General features: G+C 71.4%; 24 protein-coding genes and 1 pseudogene. 16 read left to right on the top strand and 9 right to left on the bottom strand.

The features are described 5' to 3' along the window. A pseudogene (locus K7472_RS30640) lies at positions 1-735 on the top strand (DUF2637 domain-containing protein); the annotation flags it as partial. Positions 736-827: 92 nt separating this feature from the next. On the opposite strand, the gene lysS reads toward K7472_RS30640, so the two are convergent. Then, entirely contained in the window at positions 828-2,495 is a 1,668-nt protein-coding gene (lysS, locus tag K7472_RS30635) for a lysine--tRNA ligase (RefSeq protein WP_222982266.1), read from the bottom strand. 225 nt (positions 2,496-2,720) lie between these two features. Between lysS and argS the strand changes: the two genes are divergently transcribed. Both argS and K7472_RS30625 read left to right on the top strand, forming a co-directional pair. After that, positions 2,721-4,472, top strand: a complete 1,752-nt coding sequence (gene argS / locus K7472_RS30630) for an arginine--tRNA ligase (RefSeq protein WP_222982265.1) — start codon at positions 2,721-2,723, stop codon at positions 4,470-4,472. Between the two features lie 261 nt (positions 4,473-4,733). Further along, on the top strand, positions 4,734-5,036 hold the full coding sequence (locus tag K7472_RS30625; RefSeq protein ID WP_222982263.1) for a hypothetical protein: 303 nt from the start codon (positions 4,734-4,736) through the stop codon (positions 5,034-5,036). A 31-nt stretch (positions 5,037-5,067) separates the two neighbouring features. On the opposite strand, the gene K7472_RS30620 is transcribed toward K7472_RS30625, so the two are convergent. The 5 genes from K7472_RS30620 to K7472_RS30600 all read right to left on the bottom strand — a co-directional run bounded on the left by K7472_RS30620 (position 5,068) and on the right by K7472_RS30600 (position 9,999). Continuing rightward, positions 5,068-5,688 carry a response regulator gene (locus K7472_RS30620; protein ID WP_222982261.1) on the bottom strand — a complete coding sequence of 207 codons (621 nt, stop codon included), beginning with the start codon at positions 5,686-5,688 and terminating at the stop codon, positions 5,068-5,070. After that, entirely contained in the window at positions 5,685-6,854 is a 1,170-nt protein-coding gene (locus K7472_RS33580) for a sensor histidine kinase (protein WP_222982259.1), read from the bottom strand. The genes K7472_RS30620 and K7472_RS33580 overlap by 4 nt, the downstream gene beginning before the upstream one ends. Beyond that, complete coding sequence (locus K7472_RS30610) at positions 6,851-7,417, bottom strand: methyltransferase family protein (RefSeq protein WP_222982258.1); 567 nt, start codon at positions 7,415-7,417, stop codon at positions 6,851-6,853. Before K7472_RS30610 ends, K7472_RS33580 begins: the two co-directional genes overlap by 4 nt. 82 nt (positions 7,418-7,499) lie before the next feature. Then, positions 7,500-9,128, bottom strand: a complete 1,629-nt coding sequence (locus tag K7472_RS30605) for an FAD-dependent oxidoreductase (RefSeq protein ID WP_222982257.1) — start codon at positions 9,126-9,128, stop codon at positions 7,500-7,502. A 121-nt stretch (positions 9,129-9,249) separates the two neighbouring features. After that, positions 9,250-9,999: a VOC family protein gene (locus K7472_RS30600; protein WP_222982254.1), complete on the bottom strand. Its 750-nt coding sequence runs from the start codon at positions 9,997-9,999 to the stop codon at positions 9,250-9,252. 154 nt (positions 10,000-10,153) lie between these two features. Here K7472_RS30600 and K7472_RS30595 point away from each other — a divergent pair, with 154 nt between their 5' ends. Then, positions 10,154-11,689 (top strand): FAD-dependent oxidoreductase, encoded by a 1,536-nt coding sequence (locus tag K7472_RS30595; RefSeq protein WP_308014161.1) that lies wholly within the window; start codon positions 10,154-10,156, stop codon positions 11,687-11,689. A 1-nt stretch (position 11,690) separates the two neighbouring features. On the opposite strand, the gene K7472_RS30590 is transcribed toward K7472_RS30595, so the two are convergent. Together K7472_RS30590 and K7472_RS30585 are read right to left on the bottom strand one after the other, a co-directional pair. Then, positions 11,691-12,137 (bottom strand): nitroreductase family deazaflavin-dependent oxidoreductase, encoded by a 447-nt coding sequence (locus tag K7472_RS30590; protein WP_222982250.1) that lies wholly within the window; start codon positions 12,135-12,137, stop codon positions 11,691-11,693. Between the two features lie 125 nt (positions 12,138-12,262). Beyond that, the gene (locus K7472_RS30585; RefSeq protein ID WP_222982248.1) at positions 12,263-13,387 is read right to left on the bottom strand and encodes an FAD-dependent oxidoreductase; all 1,125 of its coding nucleotides are present in this window, start codon (positions 13,385-13,387) and stop codon (positions 12,263-12,265) included. Positions 13,388-13,498: 111 nt separating this feature from the next. Between K7472_RS30585 and K7472_RS30580 the strand changes: the two genes are divergently transcribed. Continuing rightward, the gene (locus tag K7472_RS30580; RefSeq protein WP_222982246.1) at positions 13,499-14,212 is read left to right on the top strand and encodes a TetR/AcrR family transcriptional regulator; all 714 of its coding nucleotides are present in this window, start codon (positions 13,499-13,501) and stop codon (positions 14,210-14,212) included. A 115-nt stretch (positions 14,213-14,327) separates the two neighbouring features. After that, on the top strand, positions 14,328-15,155 hold the full coding sequence (locus K7472_RS30575; protein WP_222982244.1) for an ArsR/SmtB family transcription factor: 828 nt from the start codon (positions 14,328-14,330) through the stop codon (positions 15,153-15,155). A 120-nt stretch (positions 15,156-15,275) separates the two neighbouring features. On the opposite strand, the gene K7472_RS30570 is transcribed toward K7472_RS30575, so the two are convergent. Beyond that, positions 15,276-15,662, bottom strand: a complete 387-nt coding sequence (locus K7472_RS30570) for a winged helix-turn-helix transcriptional regulator (protein ID WP_222982242.1) — start codon at positions 15,660-15,662, stop codon at positions 15,276-15,278. A gap of 149 nt (positions 15,663-15,811) precedes the next feature. Here K7472_RS30570 and K7472_RS30565 point away from each other — a divergent pair, with 149 nt between their 5' ends. The 10 genes from K7472_RS30565 to K7472_RS30520 all read left to right on the top strand — a co-directional run bounded on the left by K7472_RS30565 (position 15,812) and on the right by K7472_RS30520 (position 23,408). Then, positions 15,812-16,540, top strand: coding sequence for an alpha/beta hydrolase (locus K7472_RS30565; protein WP_222982240.1), 729 nt, complete (start codon positions 15,812-15,814; stop codon positions 16,538-16,540). A gap of 160 nt (positions 16,541-16,700) precedes the next feature. Then, the gene (locus K7472_RS30560) at positions 16,701-16,943 is read left to right on the top strand and encodes a hypothetical protein (protein WP_222982270.1); all 243 of its coding nucleotides are present in this window, start codon (positions 16,701-16,703) and stop codon (positions 16,941-16,943) included. A gap of 4 nt (positions 16,944-16,947) precedes the next feature. Further along, the gene (locus K7472_RS30555; RefSeq protein WP_222982238.1) at positions 16,948-17,463 is read left to right on the top strand and encodes a DUF6879 family protein; all 516 of its coding nucleotides are present in this window, start codon (positions 16,948-16,950) and stop codon (positions 17,461-17,463) included. A 6-nt stretch (positions 17,464-17,469) separates the two neighbouring features. Further along, positions 17,470-18,318, top strand: a complete 849-nt coding sequence (locus K7472_RS30550) for a helix-turn-helix domain-containing protein (protein WP_222982236.1) — start codon at positions 17,470-17,472, stop codon at positions 18,316-18,318. Between the two features lie 384 nt (positions 18,319-18,702). Then, a complete protein-coding gene (locus tag K7472_RS30545; protein WP_222982234.1) occupies positions 18,703-19,158 on the top strand; it encodes an NUDIX domain-containing protein in 456 nt (151 codons plus the stop codon). A gap of 59 nt (positions 19,159-19,217) precedes the next feature. Beyond that, positions 19,218-20,144, top strand: a complete 927-nt coding sequence (locus K7472_RS30540; RefSeq protein WP_222982233.1) for a hypothetical protein — start codon at positions 19,218-19,220, stop codon at positions 20,142-20,144. Positions 20,145-20,317: 173 nt separating this feature from the next. Next, positions 20,318-21,145, top strand: coding sequence for a helix-turn-helix domain-containing protein (locus tag K7472_RS30535; RefSeq protein ID WP_222982232.1), 828 nt, complete (start codon positions 20,318-20,320; stop codon positions 21,143-21,145). Further along, positions 21,142-21,339, top strand: a complete 198-nt coding sequence (locus K7472_RS30530) for a DUF397 domain-containing protein (protein ID WP_222982230.1) — start codon at positions 21,142-21,144, stop codon at positions 21,337-21,339. Before K7472_RS30535 ends, K7472_RS30530 begins: the two co-directional genes overlap by 4 nt. Before the next feature lie 21 nt (positions 21,340-21,360). Beyond that, a complete protein-coding gene (locus K7472_RS30525; RefSeq protein WP_222982228.1) occupies positions 21,361-21,561 on the top strand; it encodes a DUF397 domain-containing protein in 201 nt (66 codons plus the stop codon). A gap of 383 nt (positions 21,562-21,944) precedes the next feature. Then, entirely contained in the window at positions 21,945-23,408 is a 1,464-nt protein-coding gene (locus tag K7472_RS30520; RefSeq protein WP_443729200.1) for an LCP family protein, read from the top strand. The last annotated feature ends 7 nt before the right edge of the window (positions 23,409-23,415 follow it).

Raw genomic sequence — 23,415 nt, 5'->3', positions numbered from 1 at the left:
GTCGAGTCCCTGATGCCGCTGCGTCTCGCGCGCTACGGCGTCCCGCTCGCGGAGACCGCGCCCGCCGGGCTGTCGGCGGCGGGGATCGAACCGCAGCTGCTGCCGGCACTGCCGGCGCGGGCCGAGTCACCGCAGCCGCCGGTCCAAGGCGCCCGGACCGCTCAGGCCGTCCAAGCCTCCCAGGCCGCCCAGCCCGCCCAGGCGGTCCAACCTGAGCAGCCGCCCGCGCCCGCCGAGGAACCGCCGAGCCAGTGGTTCGCCACGCCTCAGGACGTGGAGTACACGGGCGACTACGACCCGGACTACGAGCCGGACTACGACCTGCCCGCGTACTACGTGCCCGAGCCCGGGGACCCGCAGGAGATCCCGCTCCCGCAACCGCGCGCGGCGGAATCCCGGCCGGTCCCGGCCCAGGAGCAGGCCCAGGTCCAGGAGCAGGTCCCGGACCAGACGCAGGCCCCCGCCCCGGAGCCGCAGGTCCAGGTGCCCAACGGCGCCGGCGGCGTACGCCCGTTGGGCAAGGGCGCGCAGGACGGGGCCCCTTCGACGGACGAGGAGCTGTACCAGGTCTTCCGGCGCTCGATAGCCGGTGAGGGCATGCCGACGCCCGGCGCGTTCGCCGCGAACGTCGAGGCCGAGTACGGGCTGCGCCTTCAGTCGCGTGAACTGAACCACTACATGGACCAGTTCACGGCCCGCCTCAACAACGAGCTGATGGAGGACCACATCGCGTGAGACGCGTGGGGCGCGGGACCGTTCTGTTGAACGGTCCCGCGCCCCACGGCCTCACGCTCTCGCGCCCCTCGCGCCCCTCACGGCCTCACGGCTCAGCCGGCCGCCAGCAGCTCGCGTACCCGCTGCTCGCCGACCGCCAGCAGCAGCGTGGGCAGCCGGGGACCGGTGTCCCGGCCGACCAGCAGCTGGTAGAGCAGGGCGAAGAACGAGCGCTGCGCCGCCTTCAGCTCGGGTGTCGGCTTCGCGTCCGCGTCCAGGCCCGCCTGGAGCTTCGGCACCGCGTAGACCAGCGTGGTCAGGCCGTCGAGCGACCAGTGGTCGGACAGCCTGTCGAGCAGCAGGCGCAGCGCCTCGCGGTCGGGCTCGCCGAGCGAGTCGAGCGTCTCCTTGTCGGGCTCGGTGCGCACCCGGGTGCGCTGCTCGTCCTCGACGTGGGTGTTGACCCAGGTCTCCGCCTTGTCCAGGCGCGGCCGGGTCTCGTCCAGCGACGCGATCGGGTCATCGAGGGTGAAGTCGCGCAGGATGCGCAGCGTCTGCTCGTCGTCCCCGGTGGTGATGTCGACGACCGAGGCGAGCGTGCGGAACGGCAGCTTGCGCGGGGTGACCGGCAGCTCGCCGAGCGCGGTACGGGCGGCGCGGGCGTGCACGGCGGCGTCGACCGGGGCGGCCGAGCCGTCGGCGATCTTCCGCTCCAGCGCGTCCCACTCGTCGTAGGTGCGGCTGATCTCCTGGTCGAAGGAGATGTTGAACGCCTGCTTCGGCTGGCGGCGCGCGTACAGCCAGCGCAGCAGCTGCGGTTCCATGATCCGCAGCGCGTCCTCGGCGGTCGGCACGCCGCCCTTGGAGCTGCTCATCTTGGCCATGCCGCTGATGCCGACGAAGGAGTACGGGAGGTAGACCGGCGGCAGCCCGCCGAAGATCTCCCGGACCAGCTGCCCGCCCACGGTGAACGACGACCCCGGCGAGGAGTGGTCCACACCGCCGGACTCGAAGGTCACGCCCTCGTACGCCCAGCGCATCGGCCAGTCGACCTTCCACACCAGCTTGCCGCTGTTGTGCTCCGACAGCAGCACCGTCTCGGTGTGGCCGCACTCGCACACGTAGGACAGCTCGGTGGTCGCCTCGTCGTACCCGGTGACCTTGGTCAGGTCGCGGCCGCACACGCCGCAGTACGGCTTGTACGGGTAGTAGCCGCTGCCCGCGCCGCCCTCGTCGTCCTCGGCCGCGCCCTCGCCGCCCTCGGCGGCCTTGGCCTTCTTGGTGCGGTAGCGGCCGAGCACCTCGTCGACGCGGTGGCGCTCGCGCATCGCCAGCAGGACCTGCTCGCGGTAGGCGCCCGAGGTGTACTGCTCGGTCTGGCTGATCTCGCGGACCTCGACGCCGAGCGCGGCCAGCGCGGCCCGGAACGGCGCCTTGAAGTGGTCCGACCAGCTGGCGTACGCGCCCGACGGGTCGGGGACCGAGGTCAGCGGGCGGCCGATGTGCTCGGCGAACTCGGCGGGCTGCCCGGCCGGCACCTTGCGCAGCCGGTCGTAGTCGTCCCACGACAGGATGTGCTCGCAGTCGACGCCGCGGCTCTTGATCTCGTCGGCGATCAGGTGCGGGACCATGATCTCGCGCAGGTTGCCGAGATGGATCGGGCCCGAGGGGCTGATCCCGGAAGCGCAGACGATTTTCGCGCCCGGAGCCCGCCGCTCGGCTTCCGCGATGACGTCGTCCGCGGCACGGGCGACCCAGTCGGCTTCGGTGCTCTTGGCCACTGTCCTTGCTTCCTTCCGCTCACGGCATACCACCGCTCATTCTCCCACCCCTAGGAGGCGGTCCGGCGCCACACGGTTGCCTGGGCCCGGCGGGTATCGCTTCACATCGCTTCACGGGGGGGTCACGCCGCCGGTGTCGCTTGACAAACGATTAGGCGCTGTCGCTCCCCATGGGATACTCGGGCGGTACCCCTTTTCCCCTTTGACAGGAACGGCACACAGCCCATGGCTTCGGTCCCCGCCCTCTCCGCCTCGATCCAGCAGCGCGTATCGGCCGCCCTCGCGGCAGCCGTGCCGTCGGCCGCCGACGCCGACCCGCTGCTGCGACGAAGCGACCGGGCGGACTTCCAGGCCAACGGCGTGCTGGGCCTGGCCAAGCGGAACAAGGCGAACCCGCGCGAGCTGGCCGCCGAGGTCGTCGCGCACCTGCCCGAGGACGACGTGCTCGCGGGCGTCGAGGTCTCCGGCCCCGGCTTCCTCAACCTGACCGTCTCCGACGCCGCGATCCTGCGCACCCTCGCCGCGCGCGCCGAGGACGACCGGCTCGGCGTGCCGACCGCCGCCGACCCGCGCCGGATGATCATCGAGTACTCCCAGCCCAACGTGGCCAAGGAGATGCACGTCGGCCACCTGCGCTCGACGGTGATCGGCGACGCGCTCGTGCGGATCATGGAGTTCCGCGGCGAGACGGTGATCCGGCGCAACCACGTCGGCGACTGGGGCACCCAGTTCGGCATGCTCGTGCAGTACCTGATCGAGCACCCGCACGAGCTGGACCACGAGAGCGGGGAGACCGGCGGCGCCGCGATGTCGCGGCTCGACCGGCTCTACAAGGCGTCCCGCGCGGTGTTCGACTCGGACGCGGAGTTCAAGGAGCGCGCGCGGCGCCGGGTGGTGGACCTCCAGGCCGGGGATCCGGAGACCACCGAGCTGTGGCAGAAGATCGTCGACGAGTCGAAGATCTACTTCAACGCGGTCTACGACCGGCTGGACGTGCTGCTGACCGACGACGACCTGGTCGGCGAGAGCGCGTACAACGACGATCTGCCGGTGCTGGCCCAGGAGTTGGAGGACTCCGGTGTCGCGGTGCGCTCCAACGGCGCGCTGTGCGTGTTCTTCGACGACGTTGTGGGCCCGGACGGGCAGCCCGTTCCGCTGATCGTGCGGAAGGCGGACGGCGGCTTCGGCTACGCGGCCACCGACCTGGCGGCGATCCGCAACCGGGTGGGCGTGCTGAAGGCCGACACCCTGCTGTACCTGGTGGACTCGCGGCAGGCGCTGCACTTCAAGATGGTCTTCGAGACCGCGCGCCGGGCGGGCTGGCTGCCCGAGGGCGCCGCGCACCACCTCCCGTTCGGCACGGTGCTGGGCAAGGACGGCAAGCCGTTCAAGACCCGCTCGGGCGAGACGGTCCGGCTGATGGACCTGCTGGCCGAGGCGGTGGACCGGGCGCGCGCGGTCGTCGAGGAGAAGAGTTCGGGCCTGGGCGCCGAGGAGGTCGGCGAGCGGTCGGTGCAGGTCGGCATCGGCGCGGTCAAGTACGCGGACCTGTCGACGTCGCGCGCCCGCGACTACGTCTTCGACCTCGACCGCATGGTCTCGCTCAACGGCGACACCAGCGTCTACCTCCAGTACGCCTACGCGCGCATCCGCTCCATCCTGCGCCGGGCCGAGGGCCGCACGCCGAAGGCCCACCCGCAGCTCGAACTCGCCCCGGCGGAGCGCGCGTTGGGCCTGCACCTGGACGAGCTGGCGGCCACGCTGGACGGCGTCGCGGAGACCTACGAGCCGCACAAGCTGGCGTCGTACCTGTACGGGCTGGCCTCGGCCTACACGACGTTCTACGACCAGTGCCCGGTGCTGAAGGCGCCGACGCCCGAGATGGTGGAGAACCGGCTGTTCCTGTGCGACCTCACCGCGCGGACGCTGAACCGGGGCATGGGCCTGCTGGGCATCCGGACGCCGGAACAGCTGTGATCGCGCAGCGGTAGGCGCGCGTGATGGTGAAGCGGTAGGCGCGCTCGCTCTTCGAGGGCCGCCCGCGTCGGTCATGCTCCCGCGTTCCGCGCGTTCCGCGCGGGAGTGCGCGGAGGGCCTGAAGACCTTCCTGCCCGAGGGCGGTGCGATGGTGTGAGGCGGACCCGCCGTGGGATAGCGTTCGCGGGATCGCGCCGTTCGGCGTGTGTTCTGGCTGGCAGGGGGTTGTCGGACGTGTTCGGGTGGGGCAAGGGCCGGGCCGTGGCGGAGGTCGACTCGGTCGTCGTGGTGCGGGATTCGCGGGCGGTCGAGGACGCGTTGCGGGCGGCGCTGGAGGACGCGGCGCCGGACGAACGGGCCGGGCTGGAACGCGCGGTGGACGTCGTGGCGCGGCGCGCGGCGCTGCCGGACGCGGACGTGCGCAAGGAGTGGGTGCGGGATGTCCTCGCCCGTCGCGGCGTAGCGGTCACCGACAAGATCCCCGCGGTCAAGGCCCTGCGCCAGGCCATGCCCGCCCTGACGCTGGTTCAGGCGGTCCAGCTGTACAACGAGGCTGCCGCATAGGTGAGTTGACGCCCCCCGCGCCACGATCGCCTCACCCCCGCAACAGCCCCCTCGCCAGTGCCTCCGTGACCGCCGCCGTGCGGCTGGAGACGCCCAGCTTGCCGTAGGCGCGCAGCAGGTGGGTCTTGACGGTCGCCTCGCTGATGAACAACTCCTTGCCGATCTCGGCGTTCGTCGCGCCCTTGGACGCGAGCGTGAGGACCTGTGTCTCGCGGGCGGACAGCGGGGGGCCCGCGGGGGTGCGCAGGTGGGTGACCAGGCGGCCCGCCACCGTCGGGGACAGGACCGTCTCGCCGCGGGCCGCCGCCCGGACCGCGTCGGCCAGTTCGGATCGCGTCGCGTCCTTGAGCAGGTAGCCCGCGGCGCCGGCCTCCACCGCGCGCAGGATGTCCGCGTCGTCGTCGTAGGTGGTGAGCACGACGACCTTCGCGGGCGTGACGTCCTTCAGTTCGCGGGTCGCGGTCACCCCGTCGCCGCCGGGCATGCGCAGGTCCATCAGCACCACGTCCACGGTCAGCGACCGCGCCCTCGCCACGGCCTCCGGCCCTGAGCCCGCTTCCGCCGCCACCTCGATGTCCGGCTCGGCGTCCAGCATTCCGGCCAGCCCGGCGCGCACCACCGGGTGGTCGTCCACCAGCATCACCCTGATCATCCCGGGACCTCCACCCGTACCGTCGTTCCCTCGCCCACCGCGCTGCGCACCTCGATCGCGCCGCCCGCCTGCCGGACCCGCTCCCGCATGCCCCGCAGGCCGTACCCCGGGACCACCCCGGTCTCCTCGAACCCCCGTCCGTCGTCGGCCACTTCGAGGCACACGATCCCCTCGCCGTACGCGAGCCGCACCGCGATCCGCGTGGCCTGCGCGTGCTTGCGGGCGTTGGCCAGCGCCTCCTGGCACACCCGCAGCAGCACCACCTGCGTCCCGGTCGGCAACACGCGCGGCTCCCCCGCCACCTCCGCCGTCCCGCCCGACATCCGCGCGGCCCGCTCCACCGCCTCCGGCAGCCCCCCGCCGCGCAGCGCCTCCGGGCCCAGCGCCGAGACCAGCGAGCGCGCCTCCGCGAGGTTCTCGCGTGCCGTCGCCAACGCCAACTCCAGGTGCCGGTGCGCCGGATGGCCGTCGTCGAGTCCGGCGGAGGCGGCCTGCACGAGCGTCACGATGCTGGTGAAGCCCTGCGCCAGCGTGTCGTGGATCTCGCCCGCCAGCCGGTGCCGTTCCGCCAGGACGCCCGCCTCGTGGTGCGCCGCCGCCAGCTGCGCCCGCGTGGACTCCAACTGGGCGATCAGCGCGGCCCGTTCCTCGCTCTGCGCCGTCACCCGCAGCATCCACCGCCGCACCACGTACGCCAGCACCACCGAGAACGCGGCCACCGCCAGCGCCCCCAGCACGCCGTCCGCCCCCGGGTGCGCCACGATCACCAGCGCCGCGCCCACCGCGTTGAGCGCCACCACGAACACCATCGCGCCGCGCATCGTCCGCGTCGCCCGGAATCCCATCGGCGTCAGCGCGAACGCCAGGAACCACGCCGTGGGATCGCGGGACTGCACCACCGCGAACAGCGCCAGCAGCACCGTCAGGCACACCGGCCGCCACACCCCGTACGCCCGCGGCCGCCGCGTCAACGGCCGTACCGCGCACCCGTACCAGCAGGCCATCGCCGCCAGCGCGGCCCCGGCCACGATCCGCGACCGGGTGTCCAGCGGCCCCGCCTCGACCACCACCACGGCCACCGCGAACACGACCGCGTAGCAGACCTCCCACCGGGGCTCGACCGCCCCGGTTCCGGTCCCGCTCGCCACCGATTCGCGTCCGCTCACCACAGGCCCGGCACCAGCCGCTTCGTGCGGCCCTTGTACGCCTCGTACGCGTCGCCCAGCACCCGCGTCATCTCCGCCTCCTCGACCTCGATGCGCCGCCACAGTCCCACCACCGGCAGCACCGCGCACAGCACCAGCCCCGGCCACGTCCCGAATCCGAGCCCCAGGCCGAGCGCCGCCAGCAGCAGCCCGGTGTACGAAGGATGCCGGACCCAGCGGTACGGGCCGCTGGTGACGACCGCCTGGCCGACGTCCACCTCGACCGTCGTACGGAACGAGCGCCCCAGCGTCGCCACCGCCCACACCCGGGTCACCACGCCCGCGAACAGCACCACCACCCCGGCCGCCTCCAGACCCGGCACCCGCAGCGGGGAGTGCCGTCCCGCGACCGCCGACAGCACCCATGCGCCGACGACGGCCGCCATCAGCAGCGCGCCGCTGAACCGCCGCGTGCCGCGGTCCCCTTCCGTGCCGCCCTTGCCGCGCACCCGGTCCCGCACGCGCAGGGTCAACTCGACGATCGCCCAGGTGAGGCCCACGGCCCCCAGCAGAATGTTCTCCATACGTCGAGCTTCCGCCCGCACGCCCCCGCCGTCCGTCAACCGCCCGGCCACACCCGTTGTCCACCGAACGGTGGACAACGGGTCAGGACGCGGCGGAGTCCGGCCCGGGTTCGCCGAACCACCGGGCAAGCGCGTCACGCAACGCGGGCACCGCGCTCGACGCGGGCTCCCCCACGGCGGCGGCCCAGGCGACGTGGGCGTCCGGGCGGATCAACAGGGCGTCTGCGGGCGGCTGTTCGGTGGAGGCCTCGATGACGTCCACGCGATCGCGCCGGCCGCGCGCGGCCTCGCGCAAGTCGTCGTTCTCGCCCAGCAGAAGCAGGACCGGCCGCGCGGCGTGCAGGAGTCGCGCGACGCTCGTCGTGCCCTCACCGGTGCTCAGGCTCAGGTCGGGCGCGAAGTCACCGGTCAGCGCGTGCCCGTTGGGGTTCGGCAGCCGGTAGCGGACGTCCGTGCCCGCGACGAGCGCCGCGATCGTGCGCAACGCCCCCTCGTCCGCGCACAGTTCCTGGAACACCTCGCGCAGCGCGTCGCCCGCCGCGTCGTGCGAGCGCCGCAACGCGACCTGCGCCTGGGTCTGGAGCATCGCCCGCTCCCCCGCGAAGCGGCGTTCGTCGTGGTACGTCTCCAACAGCGCGGCGGGCACACGGCCTTGGACGACGGAGGCCAGCTTCCAGCCGAGGTTGACCGCGTCGAGCATGCCCACGTTCAGGCCGATGCCGGTGGCCGGGAACTGGTGCGCCGCGTCGCCCGCCAGCATCACCCGCCCATCCCGGTAGCGCTCGGCCAGCCGGGCCTGGAACCGGTAGCGCGACAGCCGCGTCGCGCCCTCGAACGGCAGGTCCGCGCCGAGCACCCGGCGGACGCTCGCGCGCAGTTCGTCCAGGGTCATCGGCGCGTCGCCCTCGTCGGCCACCGCCTCGCCCTCGGTGGTCCGCACGAGGTCCTCGGTGGTCCGCACCAGGTCCTCGGTGGTCTGCACGAGCAGGTCGCCCCCGCTCAGCGCGCCGAACGCGAACACCCCGCGATCCGTGCGCGTGAAGCCCGCGCGGAGCCTGCCGAGCCCGGGCACGTCGAGGTCGCCGTCGTCCCGCAGGGTCACCGCGTCGGGCACGGGGACCTGCGCGAGCCGGTTGACCTCCGGGTACGCCGTGCCGGGGAAGCCGATGCCGACCGCCTCGCGGACCCGGCTCCAGCCGCCGTCGCACCCCACGAGGTAGCGCGCGGTGATCGCGGACGGTCCGTCCGGGCCGCTCACGTGCGCGGTCACCGTGGACTCGTCCTGGGTCAGCCCGGTCAGCGTCCGGCTCCGCAGCACCCTCGCGCCGAGGTCCCGCGCGTGGTCGTCGAGCAGGCGTTCAAGGCGTGGCTGCGGGAGGTGGAGGGCCTGGAGCGGGGAGTCGGGCAGGCGGCCGAGGTCCAGTTGCATGCCGCCGAACGGGATCGAGGGACTCGGCACGAGCCCGCGGCCGCCCTGGCTGAACCGTTCCAACAAGCCTCGACAGCACAGCAGTTGAACGATCCGGCCGTTCATGCCGCTCGCCCTCGGGGTGTCCCCAGGGCCCTCCCTCCGGTCGAGGACGAGCACGCTCGCGCCGGCGAGCCGCAGTTCGGCCGCGAGCATCAGTCCCGTCGGCCCCGCGCCGACCACGACGACGTCGGCGGTCCGGTCCGGCTCGCGCGCGGTGCGTTCCTCAGCGGTGGCGTGCAATGCGTACTCCCGTTCGCGCAGCTCATGGGCATCGGCCGGCGATTGTGCGGCACGACGGGGGCCTTGCCGCAAGGCCCCCGGTCAGCTATACGTTGAAGTGGCGGGACGGGGCCCCGCCTTCTCAGGAGGAGCGGCCCAGGACGCAGAACTCGTGGCCCTCCGGATCCGCCAGGCACGTCCACGGCACGTCGCCCTGCCCCAGGTCGAGATCGGTGGCGCCGAGCCCCCGCAGCCGGGCGACCTCCGCGGTCCTGTCATCACCCGGGTACGGCATCAGGTCGAGGTGGACGCGGTCCGGCACGGTCTTCGGCTCGGGCTTGCGGAGGAATTCCAGATACGGTCCGACGCCCCGCGCGGACCGCAACACCGCGTGATCGTCGGCCACTTCGCGCACGTCCCAGTCCGTCGCCTCACCCCAGAACCGGGCCATGGCACGCGGATCCACGCAGTCGACCACCACGGCGGCGATCGGCCCGGTGTCCCGGTAGGTCTCCCGGGGCTCCAGCACGCAGAACTCGTTCCCCTCGGGGTCGGCGAGGACCGTCCACGGCACGTCGTCGCCCTGGCCCACGTCGGCGGGCGTCGCGCCGAGCGCCTTCAGGCGGGCGACCAGCTGCGTCTGGTGAGCGGCGGAGGTGGTGGCGAGATCGAGGTGCACGCGGTTCTTCGTGGCCGTCTTCGGTTCCGGTACGGCGACGACGTCGACGCAGAGGGCGGCCGGGTCGGGCCAGACGAAGCCGCCGCCGGGTTCGACGTTGATCACGCCGGGCCCTTCGCTGGAGACACCCCACCCGAGCGCGTCCGCCCAGAAATGCCCGACCGCCTCGCAGTCGAGCGCCTTGAAGTTCACCTGAACAGGTCGCAGCGCCATGCGGGCGATCCTAGGCGCGCGCTCGGCGCCGACACCCGAGGTTTTCCGGCGGCCGGGCGCGCCCCCGGTGGGAGGGCCCCGGGATGGCTCGCCGGGCGGCGTCGGCGGGGTGTTCGACTTGACACGAACGCCGTTCGTTCATAGAACAGTGTTCGTGACTACGCGAGTGACGCAGGACAGGGACGTGACCGTGGTCGGCGCCGGGCCGGTGGGCCTCGTGCTGGCCGCCGAGCTGGCGCTCGCCGGGGTGTCGGTGCAGGTGATCGAGCGGCTGGCCGAGCCGGACGAGGGGATGAAGGCGGCCTCGATCAACGTGACGACGGCCGCCGCGCTCGACCGCCGCGGGCTGCTGGCCGCCGCCGAGCAGGTGCAGCGGGAGGTGCTGGAGCGCGCGGGGTCCTTCCCCCGGCCGGGCGGCGGCCGCAAGCCCGGCGGGGTGCCGCGGTTCACCGGGCACTTCGCCGGGCTGGTCCTCGACCCCGGCCTCGTGGACTGGTCCGACCCCGACTTCGCCGGGCACGCCGCGCTCGACGGCGCGCGCATGGTGCCGCAGCGCGAGCTGGAGGCGCTGCTCGCCGCCCACGTCGAGCGGCTCGGCGTCCCGGTGATCCGTGGCGTCGAGGTCACCGCGCTGGAGGACACCGGCGACGCCGTGCTCGTCGGCACCACCGACGGCACGGTGCGCACCGGCTGGCTGGCCGGGTGCGACGGCGGGCGCAGCACCGTGCGCCGCCTCGCGGGCATCGGCTTCCCCGGCACCGACCCCGAGCTGACCGGCTACGTGGCGCTCGCCGACATCGCCGACCCCGGCAAGCTCGCCGACGGCTGGACGTGGTCGGCGCACGGCGTCTACCGCTACGGGCCGCAGCCCGGCCGCGTGATCACCGCCGAGTTCGGCCGCGTCCCGGACGACCGCTCGGCCCCGGTCACGTTGGAGGACGTGCAGGAGAGCCTGCGGCGGGTCTCCGGCACCGACGTCACCCTGACCGCGCTGCGCGGCGGCGGCGCGGCCCGCTGGAGCGACAACGCCCGCCAGGCCTCCGACTACCGCCTGGGCCGGGTGCTGCTGGCCGGGGACGCCGCGCACGTGCACCCGCCGTTCGGCGGCCAGGGCCTCAACCTCGGGGTCGGCGACGCGATGAACCTCGGCTGGAAGCTCGCCGCCGTGGTCGCCGGGCGGTCGGGCGAGGAACTGCTCGACACCTACGACGCCGAGCGCCGCCCCCTCGGCGCCTGGGTGCTGGACTGGACGCGCGCCCAGATCGGCGTGCTGCGCGGCGACGCGCAGTCCACCGCGCTGCGCACGGTCGTCGCCGACCTGCTGGCCACCGGCGAGGGCGCGACGTACGCCGTCAAGCAGATCTGGGGCGTCACCCAGCGCCTCGCCCTGCCCGGCGACCACCCGCTGACCGGCCGCTACCTGCCCGATGCGCGGCTGAACGACGGCTCGCGGCTGGTCGACCACGGCCACGACGGCGGTTTCCTGCTGCTCGACCGCACGCCGGACGGCGCGTTCGCCCGCATCGCCGCGCCCTGGGCGGGCCGGGTCACCACGGTGGCCGACGGCCCCGGGACGCCGACCGGCGTGCTGGTCCGCCCCGACGGCGTGATCGCCTGGGCCGCGGACGACACGTCGGCGGACGGCCTCGACGCCACGCTGCGCCGCTGGGCGGGCGAACCCGCGAGCTGACTCAGCCCGCGTCGCCCACCGGTTCGAGGACGAAGACCGGGATCACGCGGTCCGTCTTCTTCACGTACTCCGCGTAGTCCGGCCACGCCTCGACCGCCCGCGCCCACCACGCGTCCCGCTCGGCGCCCTCGACCACGCGGGCCCGCATGTCGCGCCGCACGGGCCCGTCCTGCAACTCGACCACCGGGTGGGCGACGAGGTTGAAGTACCAGGTCGGGTGCTTGGGCGCGCCGCCCTGCGAGGCCACGAGGGCGTACGAGCCGTCGTGCTCGACGCGCATCAGCGGCGTCTTGCGGACCTTCCCGCTCTTGGCGCCCAGGCTGGTGAGGACCACGACGGGCTTGCCCTGCAAGGTCGTTCCCTCGGTGCCGCCGGAACGTTCGTACAGCGCGACCTGGTCGCTGACGAACGTGTCCGGGCTCGGCTCGTACTCGCCGTTGAGAGGCATGCGGTTTCCCGTCCCACTAGCGGAGGCCGCGAAAGCGGTCTGGCCTGACGCCAGTTGCCGTCCCGCGCCCTCGGTCGGATCGTGCCGTTCCATGATCCCCCAGGCGGTGACCGGGCGGGCGTTCCTCAGGAGGGTTTCACTCCGGGGGCGAAGGCGGGCAGCTTCTCCAGGCTGCTACGCACGGCCTGGGCCCCGTACGCGAACATCTCCCGCTCGTAGTCACCGACCGCGTCGAACAGATCCTGGCGGCCTGCCTCGGCCTCGATCAGACGGCGGCGCAGCAGGTCGGCGTCACGCAACGCGGTGTTGGCACCGTTGCCGCCGGTCGGGGAGGTGGCGTGGATCGCGTCGCCGAGCAGCGTGACCGGGCCGGGCGCCCAGCGTTCACCGGGCTCGACCACCCGGATGGACAGCAGCGTGCTGTTGTCCGGGTCGGCCTGCTCGATCAGCGCGCGCAGCTCGGGGTGCCAGCCCTCCATCCGGGACAGCACGGCGTCCTGCGCGCTCAGGTTCCCCAGCGAGCCGTTCGGCGGAAGGATCATGGCCCAGCGCACGTAGTCGCCGATGTCGGGCAGCGTGACGTCGGGGGCCAGCTGCTCGGCGGCCTGCTTCGGCGGCGTACGGAAGCGCATCGCGCCGAGCAGCAGGCTGACGCCGTCGCCCGCGATCTTCGAGCCGTAGGCCCTGGACAGGCCGGCGAACTCGTCGGTCAGCGGGGTACGGCCGATGACGAACCGCACGCCGGTGTCGGTCGGGACGGTCCGCGGCGACAGCACCCCGCGGACCGCGGAGGTGACGCCGTCCGCGCCGACGAGCAGGTCGGCGGTGGCCGGTTCGCGGCGGGCGAACCGGGCCCGGACGCCGCCGCCCGCCAGTACCTCGTAGCCGGTCAGCGCGGCGTCGGTGTGCACGGTGAGGCCGGTCAGCAGCAGGTGCCGCAGCACCTGCCGGTCGACCACGATGCCGGTGCGGCCGCCGCCGAGCCTGCCGATCTCGTTCAGCCGCGGGTCCAGGACCAGTTGCCCGGCGGAGGCGTCCATGACGATCTCGTCCAGCAACGGGTGCCAGCGCGTCGGCAGGCAGTCGCGCACCGCCTGGAAGCCGGTCGGGTCCAGCACGAGCCGGTAGCCCTGGAACCGCGCCACGATCCCCGGATCGCGCTCGAACACGTCGGCCTCGATCCCGGCACCCCGCAGCCCCTGCGCGAGCGCCAGACCTCCCAGCCCGGCCCCGACGACGGAAACGCGCATCACCCACCACCTCCAGAACACTTCTGCACGACCATGGTACGAACATTGTTCGTATTGACGATCTAAGTTCTACGCACCGAACTTAGATCGTGTCAAGCTATAGTGGCCGGCATGCCCGACGATCCCCGCAAGCGCCGCGCCGCCCGCCACGCCCAGCCCGCCGCGGAGGCCGCCGCCGCACCGGTGCCGCGCAAGAAGCCGATCACCGTCGAGCGGATCACCGACGCCGCCCTGGAAGTCGTCGCCACGCAGGGGTACGACGCGCTGACCATCCGCCGTGTCGCCGCCGTGCTCGGCACCGGCCCGTCGTCGCTGTACGCGCACATCGTCAACAAGGACGACATCGACGAGCTGCTGATCGGCAGGCTCTACGCGGAGGTCGCGCTCCCCGAGCCGGACCCGGCCGCCTGGCGCGAGCAGCTGCTCGGGGTCTGCACGCAGATCCGCGACCTGTACCTGAAGTACCCCGGGGTCTCACGCGCCGCGCTGGCCGTGGTGCCGACCAACCTGGACACGCTGCGGGTCGGCGAAGGAATCCTGGCGATCCTGCTCGCGGGCGGCGTCGCCCCGAGGACGGCCGCCTGGGCCCGCGACGCGCTCTCCCTCTACGTCAGCGCCTACGCGTTGGAGCAGTCGGTGGTCCAGCAGCGGCGCAAGCGCCCGGACCAGGAGTGGGTGCTCGGCCAGGACGAGTTGCTGGAGCGCTTCACCGCGCTGCCGGTCGAGCAGTTCCCGCACACCCAGCGCCACGCCGCCGACCTGATCTCCGGCACGGGCCCGGACCGCTTCGCGTTCGCGGTCAATCTGCTCGTCAACAACCTGTAGCCGCACCCAGTCAGCCCGCGAGGTCGGCCCCTCCGGGTCGCACGACGCGGCCGGGCCGCTGACGACCGCCGAAGCCCCGCTGGCACATGCAGGTGAATGCCTGCATAATGAGGCCATGGAACCGGACACGGTGTTCAAGGCGCTGGCCGACCCCGGGCGGCGTCGCCTGCTGGACATGCTGCGCGAGCGCGCGGGGCTGACCCTCGGCGAACTCTGCGAGGGCCTCGACATGCGCCGCCAGTCGGTCAGCCAGCACCTCGAAATCCTGGAGGCCGCCAATCTCGTGACCTCGGTGCGGGACGGCCGGCGCAAGCTCCACTACCTGAACCCGGTGCCCATTCACCGGATCCAGACCCGCTGGATCCGGAAGTTCGAGGAGCCGCGTCTCGCGGCACTCGAAACGATCAGGAATCGCGCGGAGGAGAACACGATGTCCGAGGCCGATCACGCAGGGACGATCCCCGACTACGTCTACACGACCTACATCCACGCCACGGCGGAGCAGGTGTGGCGAGCGCTCACCGACCCGGACATCACCGCGAGGTTCTGGGGTCACGCACAGGTCTCGGACTGGAGCGTCGGCAGCCGGGTCGAACACGTGCGGGCCGACGGTTCCGGCATCGCCGACGCGGCCGGGACGGTCACGGAGGTGGACCGACCGCGCCGCCTGTCGTTCGGTTTCGGCGCTCCCCACGACGCCGACGCCCCCGCGGCCGAGCAGAGCGTGGTGACGTTCGAGATCGAGCCGTACCGCGACATCGTGAAGCTCACGCTCACGCAGACCCGCTTCCGTTCGGCAGCCGACCGGGAGGCGATCGGGCAGGGCTGGCCCACGGTGCTCGCCAACCTCAAGACGTTCCTGGAGACGGGCGACGTACTGCCCACGCCGCCCTGGGAGTTCCACGCCGCCGAGCGCGCGGCCCGCATGGGGAAGAACGGGTAGCGGCTCTCGCGGGCGCGCCCCGGCGCCACCTTCGCGGAGGCGGGCCGCAGCACGGGCGGGCCGCAGCACGGGCGGGCCGCAGCACGGGCGGGCCGCGGGAGCCAGGAAGCCCGGCGAGGGTCAGGCCGGCGGGGCGTCCGGGCGGGCGTCGTAGGCGGCGCGAGCGGCGCCGATGCGCGCCAGGTGCGCGGTGCTCCACTCCAGCAGGGGCGCGGTGGCTTCGCGCAGAGACCTGCCCATCGGCGTGAGCTCGTAACTGACGTGCGGCGGCATGACGTTGCGGACGGTCCGCGTGAGGATGCCGTCCCGCTCGAGGCCGCGCAGGGTGACGGTGAGCATGCGCTGACTGATCCCCTCGACGCTGCGCTTGAGCTCGGTGAAGCGACGCGGCCCCTCGCTGAGGTGGCGCACGATCAGCAGCGACCACTTGTCGCCGACCATGCCCAGTACCTCGCGCGCCCGGCACGGCTCCTCGGAGGCCGGCCCGCCGTCCGCTGTGTCGCTCATGGTTACCTCCAGAGAACCGGGGCACCGAAATGTGCCTTATTGATCGGAGTGCGTCAGGCGCAGCACGATGATTCCGGTTCCTGAAGAGTACCGAGGCACGAACAGGAACCGGCGCGTTGCCGTGCTCCGACCTCCCGAAGGGTTCCCTCATGTCAACGTTCATCCTGGTCCACGGCGCCTGGCACAGCGGCCAGTGCTGGGAGCGGGTGTCCCCGCTGCTCACGTCGGCAGGGCACCGCGTGCTCACTCCCTCGCTGACGGGTTACGGCGACAAGGCACACCTGCTCGGCCCGGAGGTAGGGCTCGACACGCACGTCGAGGACATCCTGGAACTGGTCCACGACAAGGACCTGAACGACGTCGTGCTCGTGGGCCACAGCTACGCCGGACTGGTCGTCTCGTCCGTGGCCAACGAGATACCGGAGCGCGTCGCCCACCTCGTGTACCTCGACGCGATGGTCCCGGAGCACGGCGAGACCGCGGTCGACGTGCAGCCCGTGACCCAGAACCTGATCGACCTGGCCGCCCGCACCGACACGCCCTGGCGCATCCCGCCCCTGCCGGAACTGCCGCCGCCGTTCGGCCTGTTCGGGGTCACCGACCCGGCGGACGCCGCGTGGCTCCGCTCGATGCTCTCCGACCACCCGGTGCGCTGCCTCCAGCAACCGGCCCGGCTGGACAACCCCGCCGCGAACGCGATCCCCCGCACCCACATCCACTGCGTCGGCACAAAGCCGGAAGGCATCGTGCGACGCCCCGTCCCCGCCACCCAGCCCAACGGCTCCCCCGCCCGCACACGAGAGCTGCCGACCGGACACGACTGCATGATCACCATGCCCACGGAACTGGCCGCCGTGTTGCTGGAACTCGCATCGTGAGCCAGAGGGGACCCGTGACCCGATCACACGTACGGGTCGGGCGGGGGCGGGCCTGTCGGCTTTGGGTCAACGCCCCGACAACAAGGTCCTCTTGACCGTGGAGGCATACCGGGTGACGCTCGAGCAATCCGCTGCAACCGGATCGACGCTGGGAGTGGCCATGCGCTTACGTTTCCTGGGCATCATTCCGAACACCCCTGACACGGACTCGCCGACGATCTGGCTGGACGAGGACAGTGGGGATCTGCTGATCCAGTCGTACCGCGCCACGGAAGAAGAGGTGAAGGCATGCCAGGAGATCGGGTCGATCCCCGGTCACAGCACGGAGGTTCCGGATCACGAGGTGATCATCAGGCTGCCCCAGGTCATGCGGCGGTACCTGCCGGCTCCCGACAGCGAGTAGGACGATGACGAACCCCGTGCTCGAGAGCCTGGCGAAAGCCCGGCACTCCGCCGTGCACCTGGAGATGCGCGACACCTACCAGCCCGGCGACCCCGAATTCCTCGCGTGGCAGAACGGCAAGCGCCTGGACCGTGAGGCCGAGCGCTCGACGTGGTGGCGGCCGTTCCTCGACGTGGTGGTGGAGACGAGGGCGCGCGGTGTGGCCATGCGGCGGGCGCGGATCGTGTCGGAGCCGGTGACGGACTACATCCGGTACGAGTACGACGTGACGTTCCCGAACGTGGTGGCGGGTGAACTGGTGCGCTGGCTGCCGCGACGCCAGGCCGCCGACATTCCGCTGCCCGGCACCGACCTGTGGATGTTCGACGGCGAAGCAGTCCTGTTCACGCATTTCTCCGGAGTCGGGGAGGTGGTCGACCGAGAGTGGAGAACAGAGCCGGAAGTCGTCCAACTCGTCTCGTCCGCGTTCGAGTTGGTGTGGAAGCGCGCTGTGCCGCATGAGGAGTACAGGCCGGTCTGATCCGCCATGCCCCGATCAGCGTCATCCAGCGTCCAGCGAGCCCGGCAAGCCCTGGCCGGTCGGCTGAGGGAGTTGGTCACGGACTCGGGGCTGGAAGGGCGGCAAGTCGCCGCACTGTGCGGCTGGCATCCGTCCAAGGTGTCCCGGATCTCGACGGGAAAGACACAGCCCAGCGCGGACGACATCCGGGCGTGGTGCCAAGCGTGCGGGGCACAGGACCAGACGGACGACTTGATTGCCTCTCTGCGGGCCGTGGACGAGATGTGGGTGTCCTGGCGTCGCATGGAGCGCGCGGGTCTTCGTCGGCCACAGGAAGCCCGCTTGCCGCTGTACGAGCGAACCCGGTGGTTCCGTGCGTACTCGCCGGGGCTCTTGCCTGGGCTCCTTCAGACCTTCGGCTACACGGAGGACGTGTTGCGCGCTGTCCAGCGCAGGCGGGTCGCCATTGATGACGTCGCCGATGCGGTGGCCGCCCGGATGGAACGTCAGAGCGTGTTGCGTGAAGGACGGCGGCGCTTCGCGTTCCTTGTGGAGGAATCAGTGCTGGGCAACGGCCTGGGCAACGCGGACACTCAAGCGGAACAGCTCGACCACCTGCTGGCGGTCGCGGGTCTGCCGAATGTCAGCGTAGGGGTGGTCCCCGTTCGTCTCGGCCGGGTGCGCATGCCGGTGGAAGGCTTCTGGATCTTCGACTCCGCACAGGTGAACGTCGAGCTGGTGTCCGGCTATCTCACGATCACGGAACCCAGCGAGATCAAGGCATACGCCGACACTTTCGCCACGCTGGCAGGGATGGCGGTATACGGGGGCAGGGCACGTGTGCTGCTGGCCAAGGCACGGGATTCGCTTGTCTGACTCACCCGCAATCGTGTGCAATCCGCTGTGAGTTGAGACCCGGTCGTCCCTAGCGTGGTCCTGATCCAGACGACGCGAAGGGGCCTTCATGCGCGAGCCGCGAACCAATCCGAGCGATCCAACGGCCTTGCCTCTGGGGCCGGATGACGGGCCGAGGCCGGTACCGGGTTGCGCATACTGCGAAAAGATCGCCATGGAGCGGGGCCGGGCGCGGGTGAACGGTGACGCGAGCAAGCGCAGTGACTGCGACGTGAGGTTGCACCGTCACCTCTCGGCGGACCACCGGTGAGCGTGCCTGTCCCGCCCGCAGGCGTGACCTGCTCCCCGCGGCCCGGGTTGAGTCAGCTGACGCAGGCCTCCGGCTTGCCTGTGGAAAGGTTGGGCATGAAACGCATCGTTGCCGGCGTATGGAAACTCATCCGCGGCCCTCTGCAATGGCGCATCCTGTGGTTGGCGCACGCCAAATTCATGGTCGGCGTGACGGGTGTGGTGCGAAACGAACAAGGCCAAATCCTCCTGCTCAAGCACCGCATGTGGCCCGCAGAGCGGCCGTGGGGGCTCCCGACCGGCTACGCGGTCAAGGGCGAGGAATTCCCGAACACCGTCGTTCGGGAGGTCCGCGAAGAAACCGGTCTCGAAGTCCTTCCGGGCCGCCTGGTCCAGGTGACCAGCGGCTACAAGCTCCGCATGGAAATCGCCTACGAGGCATTGCACGTGGGTGGAACTCTCAAGCTCGACGGCTTCGAGATCCTGGAGGCGAAATGGTTCAGTCCGGACGGGCTCCCGGACGGGATGCAGGATTCACATGTCCAGCTCATCAAGTCGGGCACGCCTGCTTAGCGGAACTCGGCCCCAACGAATCCGTTATCGGCGCTGGGGCCGTGGCCGCACTCGCGGCCATGCGCGCAGACGCCTCCTCGCTCACGAGGAAACACCCCGCCCATGTGTTCCGGCCTCTCCCGGAGCTGCTCAGCCGGTGGGCGGCCGACGGAATCGACACCACTCCCTTCCGCACCGGTGCCGAAATCGCAGGACGCCGGTACGCGGCCTACGGGCTGGCGAGGATGCTGCCGCTCGACCGCGTGCTGGTCGGCTACGACTCCTCCCGTGCCGACGCGTTCGGCGGGTTCCACCACCCGGGCCAGGGATACCGGCATCTGCACATGGTGGCTGTCATCACCATGTACGGGCCCATGGAACGGCGGAGTCCCGAACGCCCCGCGCTGGCACTCCTCGACCTGCTCCGCGCGTACGCCCATGACTGCCTCCACTACGGGTCCCGTCGGCGGTACGTGGAAGTGGCGGGCGTACCCGTCCGAACCCAATACGGGATCAACTACCGCCGCACAAGCGGACAGACCTACTCGGCGGCCGACCAACACGGAAGCCTCCACACCCGCAATCTCGGAATCGTCATGGAAGGCGTGTGTGACAAAGAGGCGCGCTCCATCACCCGGCAGACGGCGGAACGCTTCGACGTGGCGGAGCCGTCGGACGTCCTCGACGCACTCGTCTTCCGTGACGTGACGGGAAGGCTCACTGAAGAGGACGCCCGGCGCGTGGTGGCCGTGCCGGGAAACACGGAGCGAACACGGTACGCGGCGGCCCTCGCCGACTACGAGAAGGGCGTCAACCACCGGTACGCGCGCTTCCTCGCGGAGTTCGCTCCTGGGGAAGAGGAGGACTGCCACAAGCGCCTCCTCGCTGCCGTCATCAGCGGAGACGCTGCGGCGCTGGGGACGTGGTTGGACGAACGGCACGGCCCCGGTACCTTCACGGGCCTGTTCCGCACGCCGGGGTACTTCGGCCCAGACTTGACCGCTTAGGCCGCGCCGGCGGCTCCACCCGTGCGCGGTGGAAACGGCGCCCGGGGGCGCGAACTCCCTGGGCGGCTCGGCGCCCGATCACACGTACGGGTCGCGTTTTGCGGAACCCGTACGAACGCAACGTACGGGTGCGGTTACGGTGCGCTGGGAAACGGGTGGGGAGTTGATGGGGCATGCAGCCACAACGAAAGCGCAGGAAGAAGCCGACGACGGCGTGGGGGCTCGTGGGCGCGCAGGTCGCGCTGTTCCGGGGCCTCAACGGGCTCACACAGGTCGAACTCGCGAACCGCGTGACGATCAGCGGGGAGTTGATGTCGTCCATCGAGCAGGGGCGGCGCCCGCTGCTGCCCGATCTGGCCCGCGAACTCGATCGCGTCCTCAACACCAAGGGCGTGTTCGAGGTCGCCACGGACAACATGCCGGAGGTGGATCGATATCCCGTCTGGGCTGAGGAGTTCATGCTCTACGAGCGGACGGCGGTCGCGATGTCATGGTTCGAGAACCAGGTGCTGCCCGGGCTGCTCCAAACCGAGAACTACGCGCGCGCCGTGTTCCGCAACGAGATCCCGATCCTCAGCGATGCGGAGATCGAAGAACGCGTTGCCGCACGCATGGAGCGTCAGGAGGTTCTGCACAGGGAGGTACCGGTGTCCGCCAGCTTCATCTTCTCCATGGCCACGCTCAAGGACCGACTTGGCGGCGGCGAGGTCTACCGCCAGCAACTGGCGCACCTCCGCGCGTGCGCAGATCTGCCCGGTGTCACGATCCAGGTGATGCCCGAAGGTCGAACCACACACGCCGGGTTGTCGGGTTCGTTCGTGCTGCTGGAAACCCCCGAACACGTACAGCTCGCGTACACGGAGACGCAGCGCGGCAGCCACCTGATCTCCGACCCGGACGAGGTAAGCATCCTGGCGCGGAAGTATGCGATGCTGCGATCCCAGGCCTGCAATCCCGAGGAGACCAAGGGCCTGTTGGACAGCCTGCTAGGAGAGCGATGAACGACGCACAGCAATGGTTCAAGTCCAGCTACAGCAGCGAACAGGGCGGCGCCTGCGTCGAGGTCGCCGCCTGCCCGAGCGTCGTCCACGTCCGCGACTCCAAGGACCCCGAAGGGCCCGCGCTGACGTTCACCCCGACCGCCTGGACCGCGTTCACCAGCTTCGCCGCGCAACACCCCTTTCCTGAGGCGTAATCGCCGACCCCGAGGAGAGCGATGAACGGCGCACCGCGATGGTTCACGTCCAGCTACAGCAGCGAAGAAGGCGGGCAGTGCGTCGAGGTCGCCGCCTGCCCCACCCTCGTCCACGTCCGGGACTCCAAGGACCCGCAGGGTCCCACCCTCGCGTTCACCCCGACCGCCTGGGCCGCGTTCACCACGTTCGCCGCCGACCAACAGATCATTCTTGAGGCCTGAGTTAACGCGAGGTTTAATCTCCCCCAAGCCTTTAATCATCTTCCAAGGGCCCAGGGCTACGGTCCTCCGACCCACGTAAGAGGGTCCGGTAGGACAGAAACCCGCCGCCTTGGGAATGCGGACACTTGCTACATTGCGCAAGTGGGAAACCGCAGCCCGGGCCCCACTCGTCTTCCAGGTCAGGAAGCCGCGCGACTGAAGGTGTGAGGATGACAGGCAGCCACGGACAGCGGACCGGGGTGCGTGACGCCCGGGAGGGCGGACGGGCCGCTGCCCGGCGGGGGCGCGTGCCGGCCCAGGGTGGCGCCGGAGGCGCGGACAGCGGCGGCGGCCCCGGCCGTCGTGACGCGCGCGGGCGCCCGAAGCGGACCCGGAAGAGATTCGTGCTGGCCGTCACCGCCTCGGTCGTCGTGCTGGTGATCGCCGCGGTGGGCGCCATCTACCTCAAACTCAACGGCAACATCTCGACGTTCGACGCCAACGGCCTGAGCAAGAACCGCCCGGCCGACTCCTCCGCGGGCCAGAACATCCTGCTGATCGGCTCCGACTCGCGCGCCGGGGACAACAGCGACTTCGCGGGCGGCGTCGGGGACATCGGCCGCAGCGACACCACGATCCTGCTGCACGTCTACTCCGACAACAAGCACGCGGTGGGCGTCTCGATACCCCGGGACGCGCTGGTGACCGTTCCGCCGTGCCTGCTGCCGAACGGGCGGTGGACGCAGCCCGCGTACCACCAGATGTTCAACTCGGCCTTCTCGGTGGGCGACACGGTCAAGGGCAACCCGGCCTGCACGCAGAACACCGTGGAGCAGCTGACCGGCATGCGGGTGGACCACACGATGGTCGTCAACTTCGCCGGGTTCGCGGCGATGACGGACGCCGTGAACGGCGTGCAGGTGTGCGTGCCGAACGACATCTACCAGGGCGACGTCGACCCGAACCTCGGTTACAAGGGCAACCTGGTCTTCGGCAAGGGCCTCCAGACCGTCTCCGGCACGAAGGCGCTGGACTACGTGCGGCTGCGGCACGGCATCGGCGACGGCTCGGACATCGGCCGCATGCAGCGGCAACAGGCGTTCCTGTCCAGCCTGATCAAGAAGGTCGAGTCGCAGGGGCTGAACCCGACGTCGCTGCTGCCGCTGGCGGACGCGGCGACCAAGTCGCTGACCGTGGACCCGGGACTCGGCTCGGCGGAGAAGCTGATCTCGTTCGCGATGTCGCTCAAGGGCATCGACCTGAAGAACATCCAGTTCATCACCACGCCGTGGAAGTACGTCGGCTCGCGCGTGGACCTCGTGCACCCGGACGTGGACGCCCTGTGGTCGACGCTGCGCGCCGACCGCACGCTGGACGGCAAGGACGCGGGAGGCAAGGGCGGCAAGAACGGCAAGCCCGCCCCGGCGTCCTCGTCCAGCGCGCCCACCGCGGCCGCGGTCAACGGCTCCGGCATCAGCGTCGCCGTCTACAACGGCACGGTCTCGGGCGGTCTCGCGGCGAAGGCGGCGCAGGCCCTCCAGGCCGACGGCTTCACGGTGACCGGCACGACGACGGCCGCCCAGCAGGACCACCAGGTGACGCTGATCGAGTACGGGTCCGCACACCTCCAGGGCGCGCAGGCGCTGGCGAAGCTGTTCCCCGGCGCCCAGTTGGAGCCGACCGCGGCGGCGGGCATCAACCTGGTGCTCGGGCAGGACTACGCGAACGGCACCACGGGCCCGTCGGGCGGCGGCGCCCCCGCGGCGACCGGGCCGACACCCTCGGTACTGCCGTCGAAGGACGCCGGGAGCGCCCGCAGCGCCGCCGACGACCCGTGCTCCAACCTCAGCTACGGCGCGGGCGGCTGAGCCGTAC

Source organism: Streptantibioticus parmotrematis (assembly GCF_019890615.1).
In the GTDB taxonomy this organism is placed as follows: domain Bacteria; phylum Actinomycetota; class Actinomycetes; order Streptomycetales; family Streptomycetaceae; genus Streptantibioticus_D; species Streptantibioticus_D parmotrematis.
This window is presented reverse-complemented; position numbering and strand designations above follow the sequence as displayed.

Bases quoted from the DNA above. Each gene is read 5' to 3' on its own strand.
- argS (WP_222982265.1), top strand. From the start codon at position 2,721: ATGGCTTCGGTCCCCGCCCTCTCCGCCTCGATCCAGCAGCGCGTATCG.
- K7472_RS30620 (WP_222982261.1), bottom strand. From the start codon at position 5,688: ATGATCAGGGTGATGCTGGTGGACGACCACCCGGTGGTGCGCGCCGGG.
- K7472_RS30610 (WP_222982258.1), bottom strand. From the start codon at position 7,417: ATGGAGAACATTCTGCTGGGGGCCGTGGGCCTCACCTGGGCGATCGTC.
- K7472_RS30600 (WP_222982254.1), bottom strand. From the start codon at position 9,999: ATGGCGCTGCGACCTGTTCAGGTGAACTTCAAGGCGCTCGACTGCGAG.
- K7472_RS30590 (WP_222982250.1), bottom strand. From the start codon at position 12,137: ATGCCTCTCAACGGCGAGTACGAGCCGAGCCCGGACACGTTCGTCAGC.
- K7472_RS30585 (WP_222982248.1), bottom strand. From the start codon at position 13,387: ATGCGCGTTTCCGTCGTCGGGGCCGGGCTGGGAGGTCTGGCGCTCGCG.
- K7472_RS30580 (WP_222982246.1), top strand. From the start codon at position 13,499: ATGCCCGACGATCCCCGCAAGCGCCGCGCCGCCCGCCACGCCCAGCCC.
- K7472_RS30575 (WP_222982244.1), top strand. From the start codon at position 14,328: ATGGAACCGGACACGGTGTTCAAGGCGCTGGCCGACCCCGGGCGGCGT.
- K7472_RS30570 (WP_222982242.1), bottom strand. From the start codon at position 15,662: ATGAGCGACACAGCGGACGGCGGGCCGGCCTCCGAGGAGCCGTGCCGG.
- K7472_RS30565 (WP_222982240.1), top strand. From the start codon at position 15,812: ATGTCAACGTTCATCCTGGTCCACGGCGCCTGGCACAGCGGCCAGTGC.
- K7472_RS30560 (WP_222982270.1), top strand. From the start codon at position 16,701: ATGCGCTTACGTTTCCTGGGCATCATTCCGAACACCCCTGACACGGAC.
- K7472_RS30555 (WP_222982238.1), top strand. From the start codon at position 16,948: ATGACGAACCCCGTGCTCGAGAGCCTGGCGAAAGCCCGGCACTCCGCC.
- K7472_RS30550 (WP_222982236.1), top strand. From the start codon at position 17,470: ATGCCCCGATCAGCGTCATCCAGCGTCCAGCGAGCCCGGCAAGCCCTG.
- K7472_RS30545 (WP_222982234.1), top strand. From the start codon at position 18,703: ATGAAACGCATCGTTGCCGGCGTATGGAAACTCATCCGCGGCCCTCTG.
- K7472_RS30540 (WP_222982233.1), top strand. From the start codon at position 19,218: ATGCGCGCAGACGCCTCCTCGCTCACGAGGAAACACCCCGCCCATGTG.
- K7472_RS30535 (WP_222982232.1), top strand. From the start codon at position 20,318: ATGCAGCCACAACGAAAGCGCAGGAAGAAGCCGACGACGGCGTGGGGG.
- K7472_RS30530 (WP_222982230.1), top strand. From the start codon at position 21,142: ATGAACGACGCACAGCAATGGTTCAAGTCCAGCTACAGCAGCGAACAG.
- K7472_RS30525 (WP_222982228.1), top strand. From the start codon at position 21,361: ATGAACGGCGCACCGCGATGGTTCACGTCCAGCTACAGCAGCGAAGAA.